Origin of the sequence: Streptomyces sp. GMY02, from assembly GCF_019056675.1 — a bacterium.
GTDB classification, from domain to species: Bacteria; Actinomycetota; Actinomycetes; order Streptomycetales; family Streptomycetaceae; genus Streptomyces; species Streptomyces odonnellii.
The window spans coordinates 6262023-6285589 of sequence record NZ_CP077658.1 but is presented as its reverse complement, the minus strand read 5'-3'; the positions used below and the strand labels follow the sequence as shown (position 1 = coordinate 6285589).

Below are 23567 nucleotides of genomic sequence, written 5' to 3'. Positions count from 1 at the left end.
GCGCCGGACGGGCTTGATTTGGCGCCGCCTACAGCAGCTTTCTCAGGTCCGAGGCCAGGTCGTCCCAGCGCCAAGTCTGTTCCACCCAGGTCCGGCCCCGCTCTCCCATCCGCCGGCGCAGACCCTCGTCCTCCAGCAGCGTGGCGATCCGGTCCGCCGACTCCTCCGCCGCCAGTTCCGGCGGGGCTCCGCGGACCACCCAGCCCGTCTCGCCGTCCAGGACCGCGTCCGGCGCGCCGCCGGAGTCGCCCGCGACGACCGGGAGGCCCGTCGCCGAGGCCTCCAGGTAGACGATGCCCAGGCCCTCCACGTCGAGGCCGCCGCGCCGGGTGCGGCAGGGCATCGCGAAGACGTCGCCCGCGCCGAAGTGGGCGGGCAGGTCGGCCCACGGGACCGCGCCCGTGAAGCGCACGGACCCGGCGACCCCCGTCTCCGCCGCCAGTTTGCGCAGCTCCCCCTCGTACGGTCCGCCGCCCACGATCAGCAGCACCGCGTCCGGCACCCGCGTCAGGATCGCCGGCAGCGCGCGGATCAGCGTGTCCTGCCCCTTGCGCGGCACCAGCCGGGAGACACAGACCACGACGGGCCGGTCCGCGAGCCCGAGCCGCTCCCGTACCGCGGCGCCGCCGGAGTCCGGGTGGAAGGTCTTCTCGTCGACACCGGGCGCCAGCCGTGTCATCCGCGCGGCCGCCTCGGCGGAGAGCGCGCCCGCGATCCGCGAGCGGGTGTACTCGCCGAGATACGTGAGCGTGTCCGTGGACTCGCCGATCCGCCGCAGCAGCCCCCGCGCACCGGGAAGCTGCGCCCAGCCCGCCTCGTGCCCGTGCGTCGTGGCGACCAGGCGCCGCGCGCCGGCCTTCCGCAGCGCCGGGGCCATCAGCCCGAGTGGCGCCGCCGCGCCGAACCAGACGGACTCGCAGCCGTGCTCCCGCAGCAGGCCGGCCGCCCGCCGGGTCACACGCGGGGTCGGCAGGAGCATGGTCGTACGGTCCCGTACGACCGTGAACGGCTGCTCGGCGTCGAACGCCGCGGTCGCCTCCGCGCCCTCCCGGCCGCGCTTCCACGTCGACGCGTAGACGACGAGCCGCTCCGGGTCCAGCCGGAGCGCCATGTTGTGCAGGAACGCCTGGATGCCCCCGGGCCGCGGCGGAAAGTCGTTGGTCACGATCAGTGTCTTGTGCATCGCCGCCGACAGTACTCGCCACCGCCCGCCCGCAACGGCCCCGCCTCATGGATCGGCCACGGCCCCGCCCGGCATCATGACTCCGACGATCGGGCAGAAAACGTCATGAAACAGCGGCAACGGGCATCGGCAGCGACGGCCGGAAGAGCCGGCAACCGGACGGGGTGGTCATGGCGGGCACGCGCGGCACACGGCGGCTCCCGGTCACCGCCCTTGTTGTGGTGTGGTCCCTCACCAGGGCCGTTCTGCTGCTCTCCGTCTTCAAGGTGTTCACCGTGCCGGGGCCCGATGTCACCGGCGATGTGTCGGTGATCTACCACGGCTGGTACGAGGTGCTGAAGACCGGCACGTATCCGCTGGACGATGTCACCTGGCAGTACCCGCCCGCCGCGGCCCTCGCGATCCTCTCCCCCGCCGCCCTGCCGTTCCTGGGCTATTCCGCCGCCTTCTTCGTGCTGTCCTTCCTCTGCGACGCGGCCGTCCTGGCGCTGCTGCTGCGGGCCGCCCGGGGTGCGGACCGGTCGCCCCGGGGGGCGTGGCTGTGGGTGGCGGGGGTGCCGCTGCTGGGGCCGACGTCGTACGCGCGCTACGACCTGATGGTGACGGCGGTGGGTGTCGCCGCGCTGCTCGCGGGGGCGCGCAGACCGCGCACGATGGGCGCGCTGGCCGGGTTCGGGGCGCTGCTGAAGGTCTGGCCGGTGCTGCTGCTGATGGGCACCCCGCACGGCCGTGCCACCCGCCGTGCCTGGACCTCGGCGGCCGTCACCGGAACCGCGCTGGTGGTGGCCTGCTGTGTGGCGATGCCGGGCGCGCTGGCGTTTCTGACCTTCCAGCGGGACCGGGGCACCGAGATCGAGTCGCTGGGCGCCCTGGTGTTCCAGTTGGCACGGCACCATGGATGGGACGGCCAGGTGCTGCTCAACTACGGCTCCGTGGAGTTCGTCGGGCCGTATGTGGGGCTGGTCAGCACGGCCGCGATGGCGCTGACCGCGCTCGCTCTCTGCTGGCTGCTCGTCTGGCGGCTGCGGGCGCGCGCGTACGGTCCCGGCACCCCCGGCGAGGCGGCCTTCGCGGCGGTGCTGCTGTTCACGACCACGAGCCGGGTGATCAGCCCGCAGTACATGCTCTGGCTGGTCGGGCTGGCCGCGGTCTGTCTGGTGCCGCGCTCCTCCCGGATGGCGCTGCCCGCGTGGCTGGTGCTGGCCGCGACGGCGGTGACCCTGCTCGAATTCCCGCTGCTGTTCTCACATGTGGTGGCGGGCGATCCGGTGGGCGTGACGCTGCTGTTCGTACGGAACGGGCTGCTGGTCGCCGCGAGCCTGATCGCCTGCCGGCGGCTGTGGCGCGGGACCGTACCCCGGCCGGGAGCGCGGGCGGACGGGGAAGCGGTCAGCCCAGCCGCTGCCGAAGGTAGTCGCGCCAGCGCGCGGTGAAGTCCTCCGGGGTCGTGGCAAGGACCGTGTGCAGGGCGTCCTCGACCGCGCCGTCACGCCCGGCGTGGGCGCCGACCGCGCGGTAGAAGCCGGTCAGCTTCCGCTCGCCCCAGCGCCCGGCGATCAGCTCGCAGGCCAGCCAGCCGCTCTCGTACGCCCGGGCCAGCCGGTCCGCTCCGGCGCCGAAGGCGAAGTCCTCGTCGGAGGGCAGGGCGGCAGGGGTGTCGCCGGCGCGTACGGCGCGCTGGAGTTCGGGGGCGATCCGCTCGGCCGTACGGTCCGTTCCCCGGTAGGCGACCCAGTCCGCGAAGCCCTCGGAGAGCCAGAGCGGGGTGGCGGCGGAGGTGGCGGCCCGGGTCGCCACGTGGGTGGTCTCGTGGGTGAGGACGACATGCTGTCCGAAGGTGCCGAGGGTGTCGTACGCCGTGGGATTGACGACGATCCGGTCGGCGGGCGAGGCGCCCGGGGTGCCGCTGCCGTCGGCGGAGATGCCCGTGGTGACCGCTGCGATGTCCCGGTAGCCGTCCGTGGAGGCGCCCAGCAGCCTCGCCATGGCCTCGGACGAGGCCGGGACGAGCAGCACCTCCCGGCGGGCCCAGCCGTCCGGCCAGGCGTCCGCGACGGCGGGCACGGCCGCGTCGGCGGCGTCCGCGACCGCCCGCAGCCGGGCGTCGTCCTGGCCGACCCCGAGGACGAGGCTGTGCGCGCCGCGTACGGCCCGTACCCGGCCCTGCTCCCAGAGCTGCTGGGCGCCGCTCCCCTCGCCCGGCAGGTCGGCGGTCACGTACCACCGCCCCGCGCGCTCCCGCAGCTCCAGCGTGCGCGGCTCGGCGACCGGCGCGCTGTCGTAGCCCGCGATCCGATGGCGCAGTTCGGCGCGGACGGTGGCGCGGTCGCCGGAGCGCTCGACATCGGTGAGCCGGTACGTCCAGGACCCGAGCGGCACCTCGGCGAGATTCCCGAACTCCCGCCGGGCGGCTGCCCGCAGCGCGGTCGCGGAGGGGTCGACGACCGCGAGATAGGCCCGCTCGTCCCGGTGCATGACGGCCGCGGCCCGGCGGTCCAGGGTGGCGGCGATCTCCCGGGCCGTCTCCCGGGCGGCACGGTCGGCCCCCTTGGCCGGCGCCGTACATCCCCAGCCGGACACCACGAGCAGGACGACGGCCGCCCACCGCCCCACCGCGCCCCACGCCACCCGACCCGCCACAGCGCCGATGGTACGAGGTGCCGGGCGCGGGCCGGACGCCCGTCGCACCCGGGCGCCCGTCAGCCCCGGGGCCCGTCACACCCGGGCGCCCGGCCCGCGCCCGGGCGCGCGTCACACCCGGGTGACCGACGAGACCGGCATCATGCCCACCGGGTCGTAGCGCACCGCCGCGCCCGGGTACGGGGCGTGGATCACCTGGCCGTTGCCCGCGTACATCGCGATATGGCTGGCGTCGTCGCGGTACGCCACCAGATCGCCGGGGCGCGCCTCGGAGAGGGAGACCTGGCGGCCCGCGTACCGCTGCGCCTGGGAGGTGCGGGGCAGACCGACCCCGGCCTGCGCGTACGACCACTGGGTCAGGCCCGAACAGTCGAAGCCGGAAGGCCCGTTGGCGCCCCAGACATACGGCCGGCCCACGGCCCGCTGCGCCGCGAGGAACGCCGCGGAGGCACGCCCCGAGGCCGCTCCCGCGCCGGAGAGCACGGGCAGTCCGTCGCGGCCGGAGCGGGACGCGCGGGCGTAGGACTCCCGGTCGGCGGCGGGCAGGGAGTTCAACAGCCGCCGCGCCTGCGCGAGTTTGCCCTCGACGGTGTGCTTGTGCCGGGCGACGACGGCCCTACTGCGCTCCAGTTCGACGAGATCGTGGGCGGCTTCCGTCCGTACCTGTCCCAGTCTCCGCTGGGCGCGCTTGAGTTCGGTCAGGGCACCGGACTGGCGGGCGCCGACCCGTTCCAGTAAGGAAGCCTTGTCGAGATAGCTGTCGGGGTCGGAGGAGAGCAGCAGGGCGAGCGCCGGATCGAGCCCGCCGGAGCGGTACTGCGCGCCGGCGACCGAACCGAGCGCCCCGCGCATCCGGTTGACCTGTTCCTGGCCGCGCGCCGCGCTGTCCCGGGCCCGGTCCACCAACGCCCGCAGCCGGTCCACCCGTTCGGTCGCCCTGTTGTACAGCTCGGTCGCCTTCTCGGCCTGTTCGTAGAGCCGGTCGACCGTGGCCCGTACCTCCTCGGGCGTCTGCCCCGGGTCGGCGCCCACGGGGGCCGCTCCGAGCGCCACGGCCGCCGTGGCCACGGCGGCGGTCAGGGCCACCGCCGCGCCGCCGCGCGAGGCGGAGCCGGGACCGGACTGTGAGGGACGGCGATGGGACACCACAGGAAGCCGCACTTCCTTCCGCTGTACGCACTGACGCGGCCCCCGGCCGCCCGGCGGGCGGACCACTGGCCGGAGCCGCGGGAGCAGAGAGTAGCCGTACGGCTACGGAGCGGCCAACGACCGCCCCGGGCACACAAAGCGGCGCCCCGCCGTAGACCACAGGTCATCGGCGGGGCGTGGTGTCAGCGGAGCGCACCGGAATTCGCCCGAACGGGCGGCGTCGCGGACGCCGGCGAGGGCAGTGGCGCGTCGGACGCGGTGGCGGCTCAGATACGGACGCCGAACTGGAACGGCATGTTGTTGATCGACTCGTACCGGACGCTCGCACCCGGCTTCGGCGCGTGCAGCACCTGGCCGTTGCCGGCGTAGAAGCCGACGTGGTGCAGGTCGCCGTAGAAGATGACGAGGTCGCCCTGCTGGAGCTGACTCATTCCGAGGCGCGTACCGGCGTTGGCCTGGGCCTCGGAGGTCCGGGGTATGGCGACCCCGGCCTGCGCGTACGCCCAGGAGGTCAGCCCGGAGCAGTCGAAGGAGCTGGGGCCGGAGGCGCCGTAGACGTACGGCGTGCCGATCTTGCCCTGCGCGGCGGCGAACGCGGCCGAGGCGTACCCCGAGGCGGGCACCGAATTGCCCAGGTCCGCGCGGGAGGTGGCGCGGCTGGAGCGGGATTCCTCGGCGGCGAGCGAGGCGCGCTCCTGCTCGGTGAGCGTGTTGAGGAGCTTCTGCGCGGCGGCGAGCTTCTCCTGGACCTCGGCCTTCTTCGAGCCGAGCTCCTTGCGGGTCTCGGCGAGGTCCTGGACCTTGGCCTGGGCCTCCTTGCGCTGCTGCGCGAGGGACCGCTGCTTCTCCTGGATCTGCTGGAGCGAGTCGGCCTGCTTGGCGCTGACCTGGTCGAGCGTGGACGCCCCCTCCAGGTAGCTGTCCGGGTCGGAGGAGAGGAAGAGCTGTACGGAGGGGTCGATGCCTCCGGTGCGGTACTGGGCGCTGGCCATCGAACCGAGGGCGTCGCGCAGGTCGTTCAGCTCGTCCTGGCCGCGGGCGACCTTGTCCTGGAGGGCGTCGACCTGCTTTTCGAGCTTGCCCTGCGCCTCCTTGGCCCCGTTGTACTTCTCGGTGGCCTTCTCCGCGTCCTCGTAGAGCTTGTCGACCTTCTCCTTGACGTCGCTCTTGCTCGGCTGCGGAGCGGCCTGGGCGGCCTGGGCGGTCAGAGCGACAGCGGCGGCAGCGGTCGCGGTGAGCACGGTCACACGGGCGCGGCTCGGCTGCTTGGGACGACGGTGGGACGCCACGGAGGCGAGCTCCTTCTTCCTCAGCCGCCTACCGGGCCTCGGGGACACAGGCCCCGGCTCCATACGTTCCACACCCCTGCCAACTGGGCTGAACTGCATGAAATCGGCGGTTCCTTCGCTGCCACCCCGGGTGGGTGATCAACCGCGCGAAGGTTCGACGCCTGACCATAGTGACCTTCTTGTGATCAGTTCAAATCCTCACGAGGAAAATCTCCATCACGACGCGCATAATTTACAGACAGTCCACAGACAGTGATGGACATTTGACGCTGCGCCCCATGAACATATGACCAATTCGGGCACAAGCCCCACACGTTGACTAGACGCGCGAAAGCCGCTTCAGCAACAAGGCGGACGCGACCGGCCTGGCCCCCGCCCGCGCCACTCCGTCGGCGACCTCGCGGTCGGTGGAGACCACCACCACCGGCCGTCCCGGCGGCTCCGCCCTGACGAGCTGGCGGATCAACTCGTCCGCGGTCACCCCCGGTTTGGAGAACAGCACCCGCACCCCGCGCGGCGGCGCCAGCAGCACCGGAGCCGCCAGCTCCGCGCCGTCGAAGACACAGGTCGTCTCCGCGCCCGACTGTGCCGCGAGCATGGCAAGACCGCCCAGCAGCCGCAGCCGCTGCTTCTCCAACGGCATGGTCGGATAGCCGGTCTTGGTGACGTTGTAGCCGTCCACGATCAGATGTGACTGCGGCAGCGCCAGCAGTTGATCGAGCAGCGCCGGATCGGTCTCGGACAGCGCTCGGGCCGCCACGTCCTTCGGCGACATACGGCCCGGCTCCACCGCGTCCACCGCGTCCGCGGGACGCCCGGTGGCGGGCGGCAGCGCCAGCTCGCGCCGCAGCCCCTGCGCCGACTCCAGCACGGTGTCCAGCAGCAGCCGCAGCCGCATGTCCTCCGCCGAGCGCCCCTCACGGGCGGCCCTGCGGCTCGACTCGACCGACGCCTCCGCCTCGGCGAGCCGCGCCTTGACCCGGCGGGTCTCACTCTCGGCGGCCGACACCTGCGCGGCGGCCTCGGCCCTGACCGTCTCGGTCTCCGCCTGGATACGGCGCAGCGCGGCCTCGCCCCGCTTCACATCGCTCTGGGAGCTGCGCAGTTTGCGATGGAGCGCCTCGGCTTCCTTGCGGACCGCCTCCAGCTCCGTACGCAGCCGCTCGGTCTCGCTCTTCGTCGACGCCCGCGCGACGGCGAGTTCCTCGCGCAGCCGCTCCAGCTCGCGCCGGGCCTCCTCGTCGGCGCGCTCGGCGTCCGCACGCTGGGCCTCCTCGCCCGCCGCGGCCACCAACTTCACCCATCCGGGGGGCCTGAGCACATACGCGGCCGCCGCGACGTCCACGGGATCCGCGGCGGCGGGCGGCGATCCCGACTCCAGCGCCCCGGCCAGCTCCGGCTGGGACTGGCTGATGCGCTCGCCGATCCGCTGCCGGAACAGCGGATCGCTCTCCAGGGCCGCCGCCATCGCGTTGCCCGCGAACCTCGCCCGCCGGTTCGGGGTGAACCGCGCGTACTGCCGCAACTGCGTGGGGAGTTCGGTGAGGGTCAGACCGCCGAAGGCGTCCGACACCAGCGCGATGACCCTGCGCCGTACCCCGTCCGGGAGCGGGCGGTCGAGGGCCTCCGCGGCGTCACCGCCGGCCGCGCCGGCCGGCTCCGCACCGCTTGCGCCCTGCTCCACATCCGTCACCCCATACCCTTTCGGGCGGCTCCCTCAGGAACCGGCGCCCGGCCTGTCCACCAGTTCGATCTGATCCACCGCGTTGCACCACCGGCACCGCACCGACTCGATGGTCTCACTGACCACCTCGCGCTCCTCGACCGTCGGTTCCCCCGCCAGGTCCAGATGGACGTACTCCACGGCCCTGGACGACCGGGTCACGTCGAAGCGCGTGAGATTGCCGCACAGGGTGCAGCGCCACCGGGTGGCCGCCGTCGGCCGGGGAACCGTCGTCATCAGTGCGCCCTCTTCCACATCGTTCCGTTCGTCGCGGTCGTCCGGTCCCGCTGCCCCTCGCGCCGTCGTCCGTGGTGCGCCGTCGAACAGCGGATGTACTCCCTGCAACCCTACGGCCTCGGGGGCACCCCAGGGAGCGGCGAGGCGCTCTGTACCGGTCGGTCCGGGTACGCCATGCTCTGTCAGTGAATACGTGGCGGACGACGGCCGGCGGACCGGTGGTGACCTACACACTGATCGGGCTCTGCTGTCTGGCTTTCCTGTTCAGCCCGGCCTCGGGCTTCAATCCCGTGTACGGAACGGGAGAAGCGCGGCTCGCCGCCCAGAGCGCCTATTTCGAACAGTGGGGTGTCGTCCCCGTCGAACTGCTCAGCGCCTCGCCACGGGCCCTGCTCAGTCCACTGACCGCGCTCTTCGTGCACGGTAGCTGGCTGCATCTGCTCGGCAACATGCTGTTCCTGTTCGTCTTCGGCGCGATGGCCGAGGAGCGGATGGGCCGCATCCACTTCCTGCTCTTCTACGTCGGCGTCGGCTGTCTCGCGCTGCTCGCGTACGCACTTGCCAACGCGGCCTCGGACCAGACCCTGGTGGGCGCCTCGGGAGCGATCTCGGGGGTGCTCGGCGCCTTCCTCTTCCTCTTCCCGAAGGCCCGGGTCACCAGTCTCTTCCCGTTCCTGTTCTTCCTGCCGCTGCGCTTCCCCGCCTGGATCGTGCTGATCTTCTGGTTCGCGCTCCAGTGGCTGGCGGCACGGGGTGCCGGTTCCGGGCCGGGGGTCGCCTATCTGACACACCTGGTGGGCTTCGGCGAGGGCTTCCTCTACACCTGGGTGCGGTACTGGCGTACCGATACAGTGGGAGACCACACCGCGGCCACCGAGGGAGAACGTCAGCCGTGATCACCGCGATCGTGCTCATCAAGACCAGCGTGGACCGGATCCCCGAGATCGCGGAGGCCATCGCCGCGCTGGACAGCGTCAGCGAGGTCTTCTCGGTCACCGGTACGTACGACCTGATCGCCATGGTGCGGGTGGCCAGGCACGACGATCTGGCGGATGTGATCCCCGGCCGGATCAGCAAGATCGAGGGCGTCGAGGCCACGGACACGCATGTGGCGTTCCGTACGTACTCGCAGCACGACCTGGAAGCGGCGTTCGCGATCGGCCTCGACGCCTAGCCCTGTCCGGCGCTCCGGCCCAACGGCTGGGGCTTGTGCGGCTTGTGCGCCCGTACGGTCACGCCGTCGGCGCGCCGGTCCGGTCGGGGACGCAACGGCCGTCCTCCGTACGGTAGTTCCAGCGCGCCCCGTCGCTCACCAGCTCCCGTACGGCACGGACGAAGCGGTCCACATGCTCGTCCGGGGTCCCGGCACCGAAGCTGACCCGGATCGCGTTGAGCGAGCGCTCGCCCGGCTCCGCCTCCGGGGCGCCGCACTCCCCCGGGTCCTGCGGATCCGTCCCCAGCAGGGTCCGCACCAGCGGGTGGGCACAGAACAGCCCGTCCCGTACGCCGATGCCGTACTCCGCGGAGAGCGCGGCGGCGAAGTGCGAGCTGTTCCAGCCCTCGACCACGAACGACAGGACGCCCACGCGCGGGGCGTCGTCCCCGAACAGCGAGAGCACCCTGACCTCGGGCACCTCGGCGAGACCCGAGCGCACCCGGTCGACGAGCCGCTGCTCACGCGCGACGAGGGTGTCGAAGCCCGCCTCCGTGAGCGCCTTGCAGGCGGAGGCGATCGCGTACGCCCCGATCACGTTCGGCGAACCGGCCTCGTGCCGGGCGGCCGTGGTGTGCCACTCGACGTCGACCCCGCCGTCGGCCCTGCGCGCCACCGTACGGCTGGCGCCGCCGCCCGCGAGATACGGCTCGGAGTCCCGCAGCCAGTCGGCGCGGCCCGCGAGGACCCCGGAGCCGAACGGCGCGTACAGCTTGTGTCCCGAGAAGGCGACCCAGTCGACGTCCAGCGCGGCGATGTCCACACGGTGGTGCGGGGCGAGCTGTGCGGCGTCGAGGACGATCCGGGCGCCATGGGCGTGCGCGGCGGCGGCCAGTTCCCGTACGGGCCACAGCTCACCGGTGACATTGGAGGCGCCGGTGACACAGACCAGCGCCGGACGCTCGGAGTCCCGCCGCGCCAGCGCCCGGTCCAGGGTGGCGACGGCCTCGCCGGGGGTGCGGGGGGCGTTGAGATAGCTGATCCTGGCGTCCCCGGCGCGGGCGTCCCGCCAGGGCAGCAGGGAGGCGTGGTGCTCGGTCTCGAAGACGAACACCTCGCAGCCGGCGGGGAGTACGGCCGCGAGCAGATTCAGCGAGTCGGTGGTCGAGCGGGTGAAGACGACCTGGTCGTCGGGGCGGCAGCCGAGGAACTCCGCGACGGTGCGGCGGCTGTTCTCGAACAGGTCGGTGGAGAGCTGTGAGAGATACCCCGCGCCGCGGTGGACACTGCCGTAGTACGGGGCGTACGCGGCGACATCGTCCCAGACCCGCTGGAGCGCGGGGGCGCTGGCCGCGTAGTCGAGCGCGGCGTAGGTGACTTCGCCACCGGTGACCAGGGGAACGGTGACATCGCGCCCGAGCACGGGAAGGGGGGCGGCGGCGGTCGTGCTGACGGCGTTCGGGCTCACGAAACGGCTCCCTTGGGGACCAGGACCCCAAAGGGTCCGCGCTTGCCGCGGACCTCGCTGCCCACGGCCTGGTCTTCACCCGGGGCACCCCGCCACGGACGGAGGGTTGCCGGACAGCGAGCCGGGGCCGTAATCGCTGTCACTCATGACCTGGTCGAGGAGTATGCCACAACGCCCACGCCGACCGCGCCGACGTCCGCGATCCGGAAAGCACCGGGCAAGCGGCCCCGTCCTCAATCGCCGGACGGGCTGGATTTGCCCGCACCCGGGTGCGCAACTGGTACCGCCCAGCAAAACAAGCCCGTCCGGCGATTGAGGACACAACACAGCAGCCCGTCCGGCGATTGAGGGACGAACGGGCCGCCGCCCGCCGCTCAGGCGCCCGCGTTGCTCGCCGTCACCCACCGCTCCAGCGTCCGCCGCGCCGCGCCCGAGTCCACCGCTTCCGCCGCCCTCGCCATTCCCGCCCCCAGTTGCGCCGCCAGCCCGTCGTCCGTCGGGTCCAGCGCCACCAGCGCCGCCGCCGCGTTCAGCAGGACCGCGTCACGCACCGGGCCCGTCTCGCCCGCCAGCAACCGGCGCGCCACATCCGCGTTGTACGAGGCGTCGGCGCCCCGCAGCGCCTCGATCGGCACCAGGTCCAGGCCCACATCGCGCGGGTCGAAGGAGTCCTCGGTGACCTTGCCGTCCCGTACCACCCACACCCGGGACGTCGCCGTGGTGGTCAGCTCGTCCAAGCCGTCGTCACCGCGGAAGACCAGCGACGAGTTGCCACGATCGGCGAGCACCCCCGCCACGATCGGCGCCATCCGCGGATCCGCGACGCCCACCGCCTGCGACCCGACCCGCGCCGGATTGGTCAGCGGGCCCAGCACATTGAAGGTGGTCTGGGCGCCGAGTTCCTTGCGGGCCTTGGCCGCGTACCGCAGCGCCGGGTGGAACTTCACCGCGAAGCAGAAGGTGATCCCCGCTTCCTCGGCGACCTCCACGACCCGCTGCGGGGTCAGCTCCAGATTGACGCCGAGCTTCTCCAGGACGTCCGAGGCCCCGCTCGCGGACGAGGCCGCGCGATTGCCGTGCTTGACGACCTTGGCACCCGTGCCCGCCACCACGATCGCCGCCATCGTGGAGATGTTGACGGTCTTGGCGAGATCCCCGCCCGTACCGACGATGTCGACCGTACGGCCGGGCACCTCGATGGTGTTGGCGTGCGCGTACATGGTGCGTACGAGGCCCGAGACCTCCTCCACCGTCTCGCCCTTCGCCCGCAGCGCCACCGCGAACCCGGCGATCTGCGCGTCGGTCGCCTCGCCGCTCATGATGCGGTCCATGGCCCACGCCGTGTCCTGGAGGCTCAGGTTCTCGCCGCGCAGCAGCGGGTTCAGCACGCCGGGCCAGGTGCGGTCCGCCACGGTGTCGCCTCCGACGGGGGTCACAGCGCTCATGCTCGCTCCTGGTGGGTGCCCGGGGATGGGTACGGGCCGTACGGGGCCCGCCGTAAGCGTATCGGCGGAGCCCCGGCCGCAGGCACGAGTGACCGGAGTACGGACGGGTCCGGGCACGCCCCGTACGCCCCGCCGGCGCGCACACGCCGAGGGCCCCGGCCGGTTCCCTCGTGGGGGAACCGGGCCGGGGCCCTCGGTGGTGGCGACCTGCTACGGCCGGATCAGTGGTTGCCGTGACCCGTGGTGATCTCCTCGTGCCCGTGGCCGTGCGCGGCCGCGATCTCGTTGTACTCCTCGGCGGTCGGCTTGGGGATCTGGCTGCCCTCGCCGTAGTAGCCCTTGCTGAGCTTCACCCGGAGCTTCTCGGCAGGGCCGACCTTGCGCCGTACACCGTTCTCGTCGACCGGCGGGCCGAGCTCGGCCGGCTTGTGCTGGTCGTGCGCGGTCAGCCGGTGCAGATCGGCCTGGTCCAGCGGGGTGTGCACCTCGATGAACTCACCGTGCGGCAGCCGCTTGATGATCCCGGACTCGCGTCCGTGCAGCACCTTCTCGGCGTCGCGCCGCTGGAGACCCAGACAGATCCGCTTGGTGACGACGAAGGCGACGACCGGTCCGACGAAGAAGGCGACCCGGACGAACCAGGTGATCGCGTTGATCGACAGATGGAAGTGCGTCGCCCAGAGGTCGTTACCGCCACCGACGAGCAGGATGAAGTACCAGGTCAGCCAGGCCACACCGAAGGCCGTACGGGTCGGTGCGTTGCGTGGCCGGTCCAGGATGTGGTGCTCGCGGGGGTCACGGGTGACCCAGCCCTCGATGAACGGGTAGACCGCGATCGCGACCAGCACCAGCGGGAAGATCACCAGCGGGATGAACACACCCAGGACAAGCGTGTGCCCCAGGAAGTTGATCTCCCACCCCGGCATCACACGGATAAGACCTTCGGAGAAGCCCATGTACCAGTCGGGCTGGGCTCCGGTGGACACCTGGTCGGGCCGGTACGGACCGAGCGCCCAGATCGGGTTGATCGTGGCGATGGCCGAGACGATCGCGATCAGACCGAAGACCAGGAAGAAGAAGCCTCCGGCCTTGGCCATGTAGACCGGCAGCAGCGGCATGCCCACGACGTTCGTGTTCGTACGTCCGGGACCCGCGAACTGGGTGTGCTTGTGGTAGAAGACCAGGATCAGATGGGCCACGACCAGCCCCAGCATGATGCCGGGCAGCAGCAGGATGTGGACCGAGTAGAACCGGGCCACGAAGTCGCCGCCGGGGAACTCCCCGCCGAACAGGAACATCGAGAGATACGTCCCGACCACCGGCACCGACAGGATCGCGCCCTGCATGAAGCGCACACCGGTACCGGAGAGCAGGTCGTCCGGGAGCGAGTAGCCGGTGAACCCGGTGAACATGCCCAGCACGAACAGCAGGAAGCCGAACAGCCAGTTGATCTCACGCGGCTTGCGGAACGCGCCCGTGAAGAAGACGCGCATCATGTGCACCAGCATGGCCGCGAGGAAGATCAGCGCGGCCCAGTGGTGGATCTGCCGGATCAGCAGACCGCCGCGGACATCGAAGCTGATATCCACCGTCGAGGCGTACGCCTCGGACATCCGCACACCCTGGAGCGGTACGTAACTGCCGTGGTACACCACCTCGTTCATCGAGGGGTGGAAGAACAGCGTCAGATACACACCGGTGAGGATGATGATGATGAAGCTGTAGAGGGAGATCTCACCGAGCATGAAGGACCAGTGGTCCGGGAAGATCTTCCGCATGTTGGCCTTGGCCAGGGAGTAGATCCCCAGCCGGCCGTCCGCCCAGTCGGCGACCCGCTCACCGGCGGGCGCCCTGCGGTTCTTGTCGTCCGAAGAAGCAGTGCTGGTACTCATCCGCGCTCCCAGAAAGCAGGACCGACGGGCTCGTCGAAGTCGCCGAGCGCTTCGAGGTTGCCCTCGGCGTTCACACCGATCCTGAGCTGCGGAAGGGCGTGACCGGCCGGACCGAAGATGACGCGGGCGCCGTCGGAGAGGTCGAAGGTGGACTGGTGGCACGGGCAGAGCACGTGGTGCGTCTGCTGCTCGTACAGGCTGATCGGGCAGCCGACATGGGTGCAGATCTTCGAGAACGCCACGATCCCCTGGTGCGACCAGTCGAGTTCGCGCTTGTCCTTGATCTCGTCCGGCTGGATCCTGACGATCATCAGGGCCGCCTTGGCGATCTGCTTCTGGAAGTCCTCGCTGTGCTCGTCCAGGCCCTCGGGCATGGCGAAGGTGAGGGAGCCGACGACGACGTCCTCGGGGCGCAGCGGCTGGTTGGTGTTCATGTTGATGAGCTGCTTGCCCTTGGCCCACAGCGTGGAGCGGAGCTTCTTCTCGGGCAGCGGGCCCAGATCACGCAGAAGCACCACACCGGCAAGCGGCACCAGCGCCATCGCGCCGAACATCGTGTTGCGGATCAGCTTGCGGCGGCCGAAGGCCGACTCCTCGGCACCGGCCGCGAAGTCCTTGAGGACCTTGGCCTTGACCTCGGGCGACGCCTCGATGGGGTGCCGCTCGTCCGCGGTCTCGACGTCCGACATCAGCGTACGGGCCCAGTGGACGGCGCCGGCGCCGATGCAGAACAGCGCCACACCCAGGGTCAGGCCCAGGGCGAGGTGCAGGATGCTGACATGGCCCAGCGGCCAGACATAGACGATCTTGCTGACCGGGAAGGCCACGAACGAGGCGATGAACGCGACGGTCGCCACCATCGACAGCGTGAACAGCATGGCGACCGTGCGCTCGGACCGCTTGGCCGCGCGCTCGTCGATGTCCTGCATCCGCGGCCGGTGGGCCGGCAGACCGGGGTCGGCGAACGGATCGCGCCCGTGCTCCACCGCGCCGCCCCGCTCGCTCGGCAGGTTCTCTTCGGGAAACTCTTCTTGGCTACTCATGACTTCTTGGCCTTAGCGGTGTGGGCCGCGACCCAGACGGCGGCTGCGATCAGGACACCCAGACCGAAGATCCAGCCGAACAGACCTTCGCTGACAGGGCCGAGGCCGCCCAGCTTCAGACCGCCGGGGCTCTCGGCCTTCTCGCCGTTCACCGTCTGGATGTACGCGATGATGTCCTTCTTCTGCTGCTCCGGCATCGTCGAGTCGGGGAACGAAGGCATGTTCTGCGGGCCGGTCTGCATGGCCTCGTAGATGTGCTTCGGACTCGCGCCCGCAAGACTCGGTGCCGTCTTGCCGTGTGTGAGGGCGCCGCCCTCGCCGGTGAAGTTGTGGCACTGGGTGCAGTTGGTACGGAACAGGTCGCCGCCCTTGGCGATGTCCGCGCCCGCGGGGCTGTACTGCTCCTTGGTCGGGATGCCGGGTCCGGCACCGAGGGAGGCGACATACGCGGCGAGCTGGTCGATCTCCGCCTGCGAGTAGATGACCTTCTTCTTCGGTACCTGTGCGCCGGGCTGCTGCGCGGGCATCCGGCCGGTGCCGACCTGGAAGTCCACGGCCGCGGCGCCGACGCCGACCAGGGGCGGGCCGTCGCTGCTGCCCTGACCGCCGGTTCCGTGGCAGCTTGCGCAGCCGACGGTGTAGAGCTTCTTGCCCTCCTCGATGGCGAGGGACTGGGCGGTCTCGTCAGCCTGTGCCTTGCCCGCGGGCGCGAACGCGGCGTACAGCCCCCCGGTGGCCGCCAGCGCGAGGAGTAGGACGACGACCGCCGCCAGCGGATGGCGTCGTCGTGCGGAGAGCTTTTTCACGGATTACCCCGGTGTCAGGATCTTCTGCGTCGGTGTTGCTGGATTGTGTGCGCTCCGGGCGCGGTGCCCGGCTACTTGATCAAGTAGATGGTGGCGAAAAGGCCGATCCAGACGACATCGACGAAGTGCCAGTAATAGGACACGACGATGGCGGCGGTCGCTTGCTCGTGGGTGAACCTCTTGGCCGCGTAGGTCCTGCCCAGGACCAGCAGGAACGCGATGAGACCTCCCGTCACATGCAGACCGTGGAAGCCCGTCGTCAGGTAGAACACCGAGCCGTACGGGTCGGAGGACAGCGAGAGGCCGTCCTTCTTCAGAAGCTCGGTGTACTCGAAGACCTGACCGCCGATGAAGATCGCGCCCATCACGAACGTGACCACGAACCAGGAGCGGAGCTTCTTCACATCGCCCCGCTCCGCGGCGAAGACGCCGAGCTGGCAGGTGAGGGAGGAGAGCACCAGGATCGTGGTGTTCGTCGCGGAGAACGGGATGTTCAGGTGCGACGCCATCTCTTTCCAGTGCGCCGCGCCCATCACCGATCGCAGGGTGAAGTACATCGCGAAGAGGGCCGCGAAGAACATCAGCTCGGAACTCAGCCAAATGATCGTTCCGACGCTGGTGAGGTTCGGCCGGTTGACCGACGGGTGCGCGTGCCCGGTTTCTACTGTCGTTGCTGTCGCCACGACCGACATTATGTCGGTCGCTTATCCCGCGCTGACTCCGGGGGTGCCGTTCGGTGTGTCCGTGGACGTGTGCCCAGCTCGAACGGGTCGGCGAAGGCTGTCCGTACCCGTGCTGAGTCGCTGTCCGACGGAGTAGCATCCGCGCATCGGTTCATGGCAATGGAGCCCTGAAGCCCTCGCAGACACTGATGTCACGGAGGAACAATGCAGCCGACCGCCACGGTGCTGGTCTACAGCGACGACGCGAACACCCGCGAGCAGGTCAGGCTGGCAGCGGGACGCCGGCCGGCCGCCGATGTACCGCCTGTCGAATTCGTGGAGTGCGCGACCCTGCCCGCGGTGCTCGAACAGCTCGACAGGGGCGGAATCGACGTCTGTGTGCTGGACGGCGAGACGGTTCCGGCGGGCGGTATGGGCGTGTGCCGGCAGATCAAGGACGAGATCTTCCACTGCCCGCCCGTGCTGCTGCTCATGGGGCGCCCGCAGGACGCCTGGCTGGCCACCTGGAGCCGTGCGGACGCCGCGGTGACCCTGCCGGTCGAGCCGGTCGGCTTCGCGGACGCCCTGGCCGCCCTGCTCCGCCAGCGGCTGGCCATCAGCGCCTGAGCCGGCCGAGCCGCCCGAGCACACGGCCGGGCCGAGCACACCGTACGGAACCGGGCCCCGCTGCCGCAGTGGCAGCGGGGCCCGGGTGTCGGCGGGTCCGGGTGTACGGCGGACCGTACGCGTACGGGGAGGCCGTACGGTACGGAGCCGGGGTCAGGGTCAGACGAGGGGGCGGAGGCGGGCCGGGTCGGCGGGGCTGGTGCCCTCCCTGGTGCCGGCCAGCAGGACACTGCCCTTGCGCCAGTCCTCCCAGTCGACGTTCCAGTCGCCGAAGCCGTTGCCGAACTCCTCCATGTAGTCACCGGCGCTGTTGATGACCTGGACGAGATCGCCCTCCTGCACGTTCTCGAAGAACCAGGCGGCGTTTCCGGTGGACATGCCGACACAGCCGTGGCTGACGTTCGCGGATCCCTGCGAGCCCACCGACCAGGGCGCGGCGTGGACGTACTCACCGCTCCAGGTGACCCGGGTCGCCCAGTACACCGGCAGGTCGTAGCCCTCGCCGCCGCCGATGCCGACGCTGGTGCCCCGCATCCGTACGAAGTACTCCTTGCCCAGGATGACCTTGATGCCGTTGCGGGTGGAGTAGCCGGGCTTGCCGGTGGTCACCGGGATGCTGGTGACCTCTTCGCCGTTGCGGTACAGCGTCATGTAGTGCGAGCTGGCGTCGACGATGGCCTCGACCCGGTCGCCGGTGGTGAGTTGGAGCGGCTTGACCTGGCCGCCGTACAGCTTGTCGCTGATCTTCACACCCTGGAGGGTGCTGAACGCGGTGATCTTGCCGTTGGCGGGCCAGTACTCCTTGGGGCGGTAGTGGAGTTCCTCGTCGTCCACCCAGTACCAGGCGCCCTCCTCGGCGGGAGGGTTGGAGCGGACCTTCAGTGACCGCTCGATGACATCCCTGGCCTTCTTGTTGGTGATCGGCTGGCTGAGCGTGGCGGTGATGGGCTGCCCCACCCCGTACTCGCCCTTGTCCGGACCGAATTCGACCGTCAGGGTCCGCTTGGCCGGGAGGGTCTCGAAGGTGAGGGTCCGCGTACCGGGTTTGCCCTTCTTGTTCTCGGTGGCGACCCTGACGGTGTAGCGGGAGCCGGCCGCCAGCGGTGCCGTGGAGTGCCAGCGCAGCCCGTCGGCGGTGAGTTCACCCGCCAGATAGTGGCCCGCCTTGTCGACGGCGTTGACGTCCGTGATCCGCTCACCCTTGGCGGTGACTTCGAGCGGCTTGTTGGGATCGACCTTCGCGGCGCCCGCGGGCGTGCTGAAGACGATCTTCCCCGGGGCGGCTTCGCGCGGCTTCCCGGAGAGCGGGTGCGGCCCGTCTTCACCGCACGCGGTCGCGCTCGCCCCTAGGGACACGACCAGCAGAGTGCAGGTGAGGACGGCGCGCAGACGTGGCGTGTGGTTCATGAGCACACGGTAGGAAGATCTTTCCGGGACCGCGCGGCGAGCGGAGCAAACGGGGGGCCCTGCCTACTCTGAAGGAGTAGGCAGGGCCCCCGGTGAACCGTTCCGCGGCGTCCTACTGGTTCTGGTTCTCGCCCCGGTAGAACTCGAAGACCCAGCCCCACAGGCCGATCAGGATCAGCGGCAGCGAGAAGTACAGCAGCCACCAGCCGATGGCGATTCCGAGGAACGCGAGCGCTCCACCGATACCGAGTGAGAACGGCTGCCAACTGTGCGGGGCGAAGAACCCCACCTCACCGGCCTCGTCCGAGACATCGGCTTCCTTGTCGTCCTGGGCCATCGCGTCCACCCGGCGGGCAGTGAAGGCCAGATAGAAGCCGATCATGACGCTCAGCCCGAAGGCCAGGAACAGCGCGGTCGTACCGGCCGGCTCCTTCGACCACACGCCGTACAGCACGGCGGCGGCCAGGATGAAGACGCTCAGCCAGATGAACATCTTGCCTTGGACCTTCACTTCGCGGCCTCCTTTCCGCCGACGAGGGCCGCGGTCTCGGCCTCGTGGCCGAGGTTTTCGAGCGCGGCGATCTCAGGGTGGTGCAGATCGAACGCCGGGGACTCCGAGCGGATCCTCGGCAGCGAGACGAAGTTGTGCCGCGGGGGCGGGCAGGACGTCGCCCACTCCAGCGAACGGCCGTAGCCCCAGGGGTCGTCGACCTCGACCTTCTTGCCGTACTTGGCGGTCTTCCAGACGTTGTAGAGGAACGGCAGGATCGACAGGCCGAGGACGAACGAGCTGATCGTGGAGATCGTGTTCAGCGCGGTGAAGCCGTCCGAGGCGAGATAGTCCGCGTACCGGCGGGGCATGCCCTCGGCACCCAGCCAGTGCTGGACCAGGAAGGTCCCGTGGAAGCCGATGAACAGCGTCCAGAAGGTGATCTTCCCGAGTCTCTCGTCGAGCATCTTGCCGGTGAACTTCGGCCACCAGAAGTGGAATCCGGCGAACATCGCGAACACCACGGTGCCGAAGACGACGTAGTGGAAGTGCGCGACGACGAAGTACGAGTCGGAGACATGGAAGTCCATCGGCGGCGACGCCAGGATCACACCGGTCAGACCACCGAAGGTGAAGGTGACCAGGAAGCCGATCGTCCAGAGCATCGGTGTCTCGAAGGACAGAGAGCCCTTCCACATGGTGCCGATCCAGTTGAAGAACTTCACACCGGTCGGTACCGCGATCAGGAAGGTCATGAACGAGAAGAACGGCAGCAGTACGCCGCCGGTCACATACATGTGGTGTGCCCACACCGTGACGGAGAGACCCGCGATGGAGATCGTCGCGCCGATCAGGCCGATGTAGCCGAACATCGGCTTGCGGCTGAAGACCGGGATCACTTCGGAGATGATGCCGAAGAACGGCAGGGCGATGATGTACACCTCTGGATGGCCGAAGAACCAGAAGAGGTGCTGCCAGAGCAGCGCTCCGCCGTTGGCCGCGTCAAAGACGTGCGCCCCGAACTTGCGGTCCGCCTCCAGGGCGAAGAGCGCGGCGGCCAGCACCGGGAAGGCCAGCAGGACCAGCACACCGGTCAGCAGCACGTTCCAGGTGAAGATCGGCATCCGGAACATCGTCATGCCGGGGGCGCGCATGCAGATGATCGTGGTGATGAAGTTGACGGAGCCGAGGATCGTACCGAAGCCGGAGAAGGCCAGACCCATGATCCACAGGTCGGCGCCGATACCCGGCGACCGGACCGCGTCCGACAGCGGCGCGTAGGCGAACCACCCGAAGTCGGCGGCGCCCTGCGGGGTGAGGAAGCCGCTGACGGCGATGATCGAGCCGAAGAGGTACAGCCAGTACGCGAACATGTTCAGCCGCGGGAACGCCACATCCGGCGCGCCGATCTGGAGCGGCATGATCCAGTTGGCGAATCCCGCGAAGAGCGGCGTCGCGAACATCAGCAGCATGATCGTGCCGTGCATCGTGAACGCCTGGTTGAACTGCTCGTTCGACATGATCTGCGTACCGGGGCGGGCCAGCTCGGCGCGCATGAAGAGCGCCATCACACCGCCGATGCAGAAGAACACGAACGACGTGACCAGGTACATCGTGCCGATCGTCTTGTGGTCGGTGGTGGTCAGCCACTTCACGACGACATTGCCCGGCTGCTTGCGCCGTACCGGCAGCTCGTTCTCGTACGAGTCGTCTGCTGCTGCGGCGGCACCCTGGGGTTCGTTGAGGATGCTCACAGTTTGTTCGTCTCCGCGTTCTTGGCCGGATCCGTCTGCGCGATGCCCGACGGGAGGTAGCCGCTCTGGCCCTTCTTGGCCAGCTCTTCGAGGTGCTGCTGGTAGCGCTCCGGGGAGACCACCTTGACGTTGAAGAGCATCCGCGAGTGGTCGACGCCGCACAGCTCGGCGCACTTGCCCAGGAAGGTGCCCTCCTGGTTGGGGGTCACCTCGAAGGAGTTGGTGTGCCCCGGGATGACGTCCTGCTTCATCAGGAACGGCACCACCCAGAAGGAGTGGATGACATCACGCGATGTCAGGATGAACCGGACCTTCTCCCCCTTGGGGAGCCAGAGAGTCGGGCCCGGATTGCCGGTCTGGGGGTTGCGCTCGCCCGGGACACCGGCGTCATAGACACCCTCGGCCCCCTGCGGGAACTGCTTGGTGAACCGGTTGGGAATGGCGTCGAGTTCCTTGGGGACCGTGGTCCCCGTCGACGGGTTGCCGTCCACGTTCTCGATGTAGTTGAAGCCCCAGCTCCACTGGTAGCCGACCACGTTCACGGTGTGGGCGGGCTTCTCGGAGAGCGAGAGGAGCTTCGACTCGTCACGCGCGGTGAAGTAGAAGAGCACCGAGACGATGATGAGCGGGACCACGGTGTACAGCGCCTCGATGGGCATGTTGTACCGGGTCTGCGGAGGTACCTCCACCTTGGTGCGGCTGCGCCGGTGGAAGATCACGCTCCACAGGATCAGACCCCATACCAGGATGCCCGTGACGAGCGCTGCCGCCCACGAGCCCTGCCAGAGGGAGAGGATCCTGGGCGCCTCCTCCGTCACCGGGGTGGGCATTCCGAGGCGGGGGAAGTCCTTGTATGTGCAACCGGTGGCGGTCGCGAGGATCAGGCCCGCAGTCAGCACCTGCGGCAGCTTCCGCCGCATCGGGCGCCGCGACGAGCGGTCGGAGCCGTTGGGACTCACGTAGCGCCTTCCCGAGAGTCTCGCCCGCGCGGCCGGCCGCGGCCGTCTCGCTGGTCGGTCGCCGGCCCTGACGCGGGCAGGGGTTTGGATGTTTATGCGGACCAAACCCTACTGGACGCGAATTGGGGCCGTGCGGGGAGGGTGCCCAACGCGCCGGGGGCCCGTCCCGGCACCGTGCCGCCCCGCGCCGGAGGGGCTCCGGCGCACCGTATTAGCGTGGTGGTGTGTCCTATTTCGACGTCGCTTCCTCCGCTCCGCTGCACCCCGTCGCCCGGCAGGCGCTCCAGGCGTCGCTCGACGAGGGGTGGGCCGACCCCGCCCGGCTCTACCGCGAAGGGCGGCGGGCCGTACTGCTGCTGAACACGGCGCGGGAGGCCGCCGCGGAGGCGGTCGGCTGCCGTCCCGACGAGCTGACGTTCACCCCTTCGGGGACCCACGCGGTGCACTCCGGGATGGCCGGCGCGCTCGCGGGCCGCCGTCGGACCGGACGGCATCTCGTGGTCTCCGCGGTCGAGCACTCCTCGGTGCTGCACGCGGCGGCGGCCCATGCGGAGGCGACGGGCGGGGCGGTGACCGAGGTGCCGGTGGACCGGTACGGGGCGGTGGCGCCGGAGACGTACGCCGAAGCGCTGCGCGAGGACACCGCGCTGGCCTGTCTCCTGTCCGCCAGCCACGAGGTGGGTACGGAGCAGCCGGTGGCCGCGGTCGCCGAGGCGTGCCGGAGCCGGGCGGTGCCGCTGCTGGTGGACGCGGCGCAGTCGCTGGGCTGGGGTCCGGTGGAGGGCGCCTGGTCGCTGCTGACGGCGAGCGCGCACAAGTGGGGCGGCCCGGCGGGGGTCGGACTGCTCGCCGTACGGAAGGGTGTCAGGTTCGCCCCGCGGGGTCCGGCCGACGAGCGGGAGTCGGGGCGTGCCCCGGGCTTCCAGAACATCCCGGCGATCGTGGCCGCGGTGGCGTCGCTGCGCGCGGTGCGCGCGGAGGCGGCGGACGAGGCGGTACGGCTGCGAACGCTGGTGGACCGGATCAGGGCCCGGGTGCCGGAGCTGGTGCCGGATGTCGAGGTGGTGGGCGATCCGGAGCGCCGGCTCCCCCATCTCGTCACCTTCTCCTGTCTCTATGTCGACGGGGAGGCGCTGCTGCACGCGCTGGACCGGGCGGGCTTCTCGGTCTCCTCGGGCTCGTCCTGTACGAGCAGCACGCTGACCCCGAGCCATGTGCTGCGGGCGATGGGGGTGCTGTCGGAGGGGAATGTCCGGGTCTCGCTGCCGCCGGGTACGCCGGAGGCGGAGGTGGACCGGTTCCTGGAGGTGCTGCCGGGCGCGGTGTCCGGGGTACGGGAGCGGCTCGGCGCCCCGGTCTCCCCCGCCGCAGGGCCGGGCGGCGGGCCGGCGCTGGTGGTGGACGCGCTCGGCAAGCGGTGCCCGATCCCGGTGATCGAGCTGGCGAAGGTGTTCGGCGGGGTCCCGGTGGGCGGGACGGTGACCGTCCTGTCGGACGACGAGGCGGCGCGGCTGGACATCCCGGCGTGGTGCGAAATGCGCGGCCAGGAGTATCTGGGCGAGCAGCCGGCGGACCACGGTGTCGCTTATATGGTCCGCCGGGTCTCGTGACCCCGGGGAGCGGCGCTCAGGATCCCGGGC

The 23567-nt window shown here is 70.4% G+C and carries 21 protein-coding genes and 1 riboswitch; of the genes, 5 read left to right on the top strand and 16 right to left on the bottom strand.

All coding sequences use genetic code 11. The features are described from left to right. Nucleotides 1–28: 28 nt before the first annotated feature. Complete coding sequence (locus tag KQY30_RS26800; RefSeq protein ID WP_217309047.1) at nt 29–1183, bottom strand: glycosyltransferase family 4 protein; 1155 nt, start codon at nt 1181–1183, stop codon at nt 29–31. Between the two features lie 170 nt (nt 1184–1353). Here KQY30_RS26800 and KQY30_RS26795 point away from each other — a divergent pair, with 170 nt between their 5' ends. Continuing rightward, nucleotides 1354–2616, top strand: a complete 1263-nt coding sequence (locus KQY30_RS26795; RefSeq protein ID WP_217309046.1) for a glycosyltransferase family 87 protein — start codon at nt 1354–1356, stop codon at nt 2614–2616. Here the strand turns inward: KQY30_RS26795 and KQY30_RS26790 are convergent. The 5 genes from KQY30_RS26790 to KQY30_RS26770 all read right to left on the bottom strand — a co-directional run bounded on the left by KQY30_RS26790 (nt 2573) and on the right by KQY30_RS26770 (nt 8221). Continuing rightward, nucleotides 2573–3823 carry a hypothetical protein gene (locus tag KQY30_RS26790; protein WP_217309045.1) on the bottom strand — a complete coding sequence of 417 codons (1251 nt, stop codon included), beginning with the start codon at nt 3821–3823 and terminating at the stop codon, nt 2573–2575. The two genes, KQY30_RS26795 and KQY30_RS26790, sit on opposite strands and share 44 nt — an antisense overlap. A 111-nt stretch (nt 3824–3934) precedes the next feature. Next, the gene (locus KQY30_RS26785; protein WP_217309044.1) at nt 3935–4972 is read right to left on the bottom strand and encodes a C40 family peptidase; all 1038 of its coding nucleotides are present in this window, start codon (nt 4970–4972) and stop codon (nt 3935–3937) included. A 266-nt stretch (nt 4973–5238) separates the two neighbouring features. Beyond that, nucleotides 5239–6261, bottom strand: coding sequence for a C40 family peptidase (locus tag KQY30_RS26780; protein ID WP_217309043.1), 1023 nt, complete (start codon nt 6259–6261; stop codon nt 5239–5241). A 319-nt stretch (nt 6262–6580) separates the two neighbouring features. Beyond that, nucleotides 6581–7945: an NYN domain-containing protein gene (locus KQY30_RS26775; protein WP_217311343.1), complete on the bottom strand. Its 1365-nt coding sequence runs from the start codon at nt 7943–7945 to the stop codon at nt 6581–6583. 33 nt (nt 7946–7978) lie between these two features. Next, nucleotides 7979–8221, bottom strand: a complete 243-nt coding sequence (locus KQY30_RS26770) for a hypothetical protein (protein WP_217309042.1) — start codon at nt 8219–8221, stop codon at nt 7979–7981. A 185-nt stretch (nt 8222–8406) separates the two neighbouring features. On the opposite strand from KQY30_RS26770, the gene KQY30_RS26765 reads away from it, so the two are divergent. Both KQY30_RS26765 and KQY30_RS26760 read left to right on the top strand, forming a co-directional pair. Further along, nucleotides 8407–9117, top strand: coding sequence for a rhomboid family intramembrane serine protease (locus tag KQY30_RS26765; RefSeq protein ID WP_254407336.1), 711 nt, complete (start codon nt 8407–8409; stop codon nt 9115–9117). After that, nucleotides 9114–9395 carry an Lrp/AsnC family transcriptional regulator gene (locus KQY30_RS26760; protein WP_046505295.1) on the top strand — a complete coding sequence of 94 codons (282 nt, stop codon included), beginning with the start codon at nt 9114–9116 and terminating at the stop codon, nt 9393–9395. The genes KQY30_RS26765 and KQY30_RS26760 overlap by 4 nt, the downstream gene beginning before the upstream one ends. Before the next feature lie 58 nt (nt 9396–9453). Here KQY30_RS26760 and KQY30_RS26755 read toward each other — a convergent pair whose 3' ends face one another. The 6 genes from KQY30_RS26755 to KQY30_RS26730 form a co-directional block, all read right to left on the bottom strand. Next, the gene (locus tag KQY30_RS26755) at nt 9454–10842 is read right to left on the bottom strand and encodes an aminotransferase class V-fold PLP-dependent enzyme (RefSeq protein WP_217309041.1); all 1389 of its coding nucleotides are present in this window, start codon (nt 10840–10842) and stop codon (nt 9454–9456) included. A 33-nt stretch (nt 10843–10875) separates the two neighbouring features. Beyond that, a riboswitch (SAM riboswitch) is annotated at nt 10876–10993 on the bottom strand. 223 nt (nt 10994–11216) lie between these two features. After that, nucleotides 11217–12287 (bottom strand): anthranilate phosphoribosyltransferase, encoded by a 1071-nt coding sequence (gene trpD, locus KQY30_RS26750; RefSeq protein ID WP_217309040.1) that lies wholly within the window; start codon nt 12285–12287, stop codon nt 11217–11219. A gap of 221 nt (nt 12288–12508) precedes the next feature. Continuing rightward, a complete protein-coding gene (locus KQY30_RS26745; protein WP_217309039.1) occupies nt 12509–14179 on the bottom strand; it encodes a ubiquinol-cytochrome c reductase cytochrome b subunit in 1671 nt (556 codons plus the stop codon). Beyond that, nucleotides 14176–15222, bottom strand: a complete 1047-nt coding sequence (locus tag KQY30_RS26740; RefSeq protein ID WP_217309038.1) for a ubiquinol-cytochrome c reductase iron-sulfur subunit — start codon at nt 15220–15222, stop codon at nt 14176–14178. The genes KQY30_RS26745 and KQY30_RS26740 overlap by 4 nt, the downstream gene beginning before the upstream one ends. Next, a complete protein-coding gene (locus tag KQY30_RS26735) occupies nt 15219–16028 on the bottom strand; it encodes a c-type cytochrome (protein ID WP_217309037.1) in 810 nt (269 codons plus the stop codon). Before KQY30_RS26735 ends, KQY30_RS26740 begins: the two co-directional genes overlap by 4 nt. Before the next feature lie 71 nt (nt 16029–16099). After that, nucleotides 16100–16720: a heme-copper oxidase subunit III gene (locus tag KQY30_RS26730; protein ID WP_046505280.1), complete on the bottom strand. Its 621-nt coding sequence runs from the start codon at nt 16718–16720 to the stop codon at nt 16100–16102. A gap of 195 nt (nt 16721–16915) precedes the next feature. Here KQY30_RS26730 and KQY30_RS26725 point away from each other — a divergent pair, with 195 nt between their 5' ends. Further along, a complete protein-coding gene (locus KQY30_RS26725; protein WP_217309036.1) occupies nt 16916–17317 on the top strand; it encodes a hypothetical protein in 402 nt (133 codons plus the stop codon). 159 nt (nt 17318–17476) lie between these two features. Here KQY30_RS26725 and KQY30_RS26720 read toward each other — a convergent pair whose 3' ends face one another. The 4 genes from KQY30_RS26720 to coxB form a co-directional block, all read right to left on the bottom strand. Then, entirely contained in the window at nt 17477–18724 is a 1248-nt protein-coding gene (locus tag KQY30_RS26720) for an Ig-like domain-containing protein (protein WP_217309035.1), read from the bottom strand. Between the two features lie 112 nt (nt 18725–18836). After that, nucleotides 18837–19235 (bottom strand): cytochrome c oxidase subunit 4, encoded by a 399-nt coding sequence (locus KQY30_RS26715; protein WP_217309034.1) that lies wholly within the window; start codon nt 19233–19235, stop codon nt 18837–18839. Continuing rightward, nucleotides 19232–20968, bottom strand: coding sequence for a cytochrome c oxidase subunit I (ctaD, locus tag KQY30_RS26710; RefSeq protein WP_217309033.1), 1737 nt, complete (start codon nt 20966–20968; stop codon nt 19232–19234). Before ctaD ends, KQY30_RS26715 begins: the two co-directional genes overlap by 4 nt. Continuing rightward, the gene (gene coxB / locus KQY30_RS26705; protein WP_217309032.1) at nt 20965–21927 is read right to left on the bottom strand and encodes a cytochrome c oxidase subunit II; all 963 of its coding nucleotides are present in this window, start codon (nt 21925–21927) and stop codon (nt 20965–20967) included. The genes ctaD and coxB overlap by 4 nt, the downstream gene beginning before the upstream one ends. 224 nt (nt 21928–22151) lie before the next feature. Here coxB and KQY30_RS26700 point away from each other — a divergent pair, with 224 nt between their 5' ends. Beyond that, nucleotides 22152–23537: a cysteine desulfurase/sulfurtransferase TusA family protein gene (locus KQY30_RS26700; protein ID WP_217309031.1), complete on the top strand. Its 1386-nt coding sequence runs from the start codon at nt 22152–22154 to the stop codon at nt 23535–23537. Nucleotides 23538–23567: the final 30 nt, after the last annotated feature.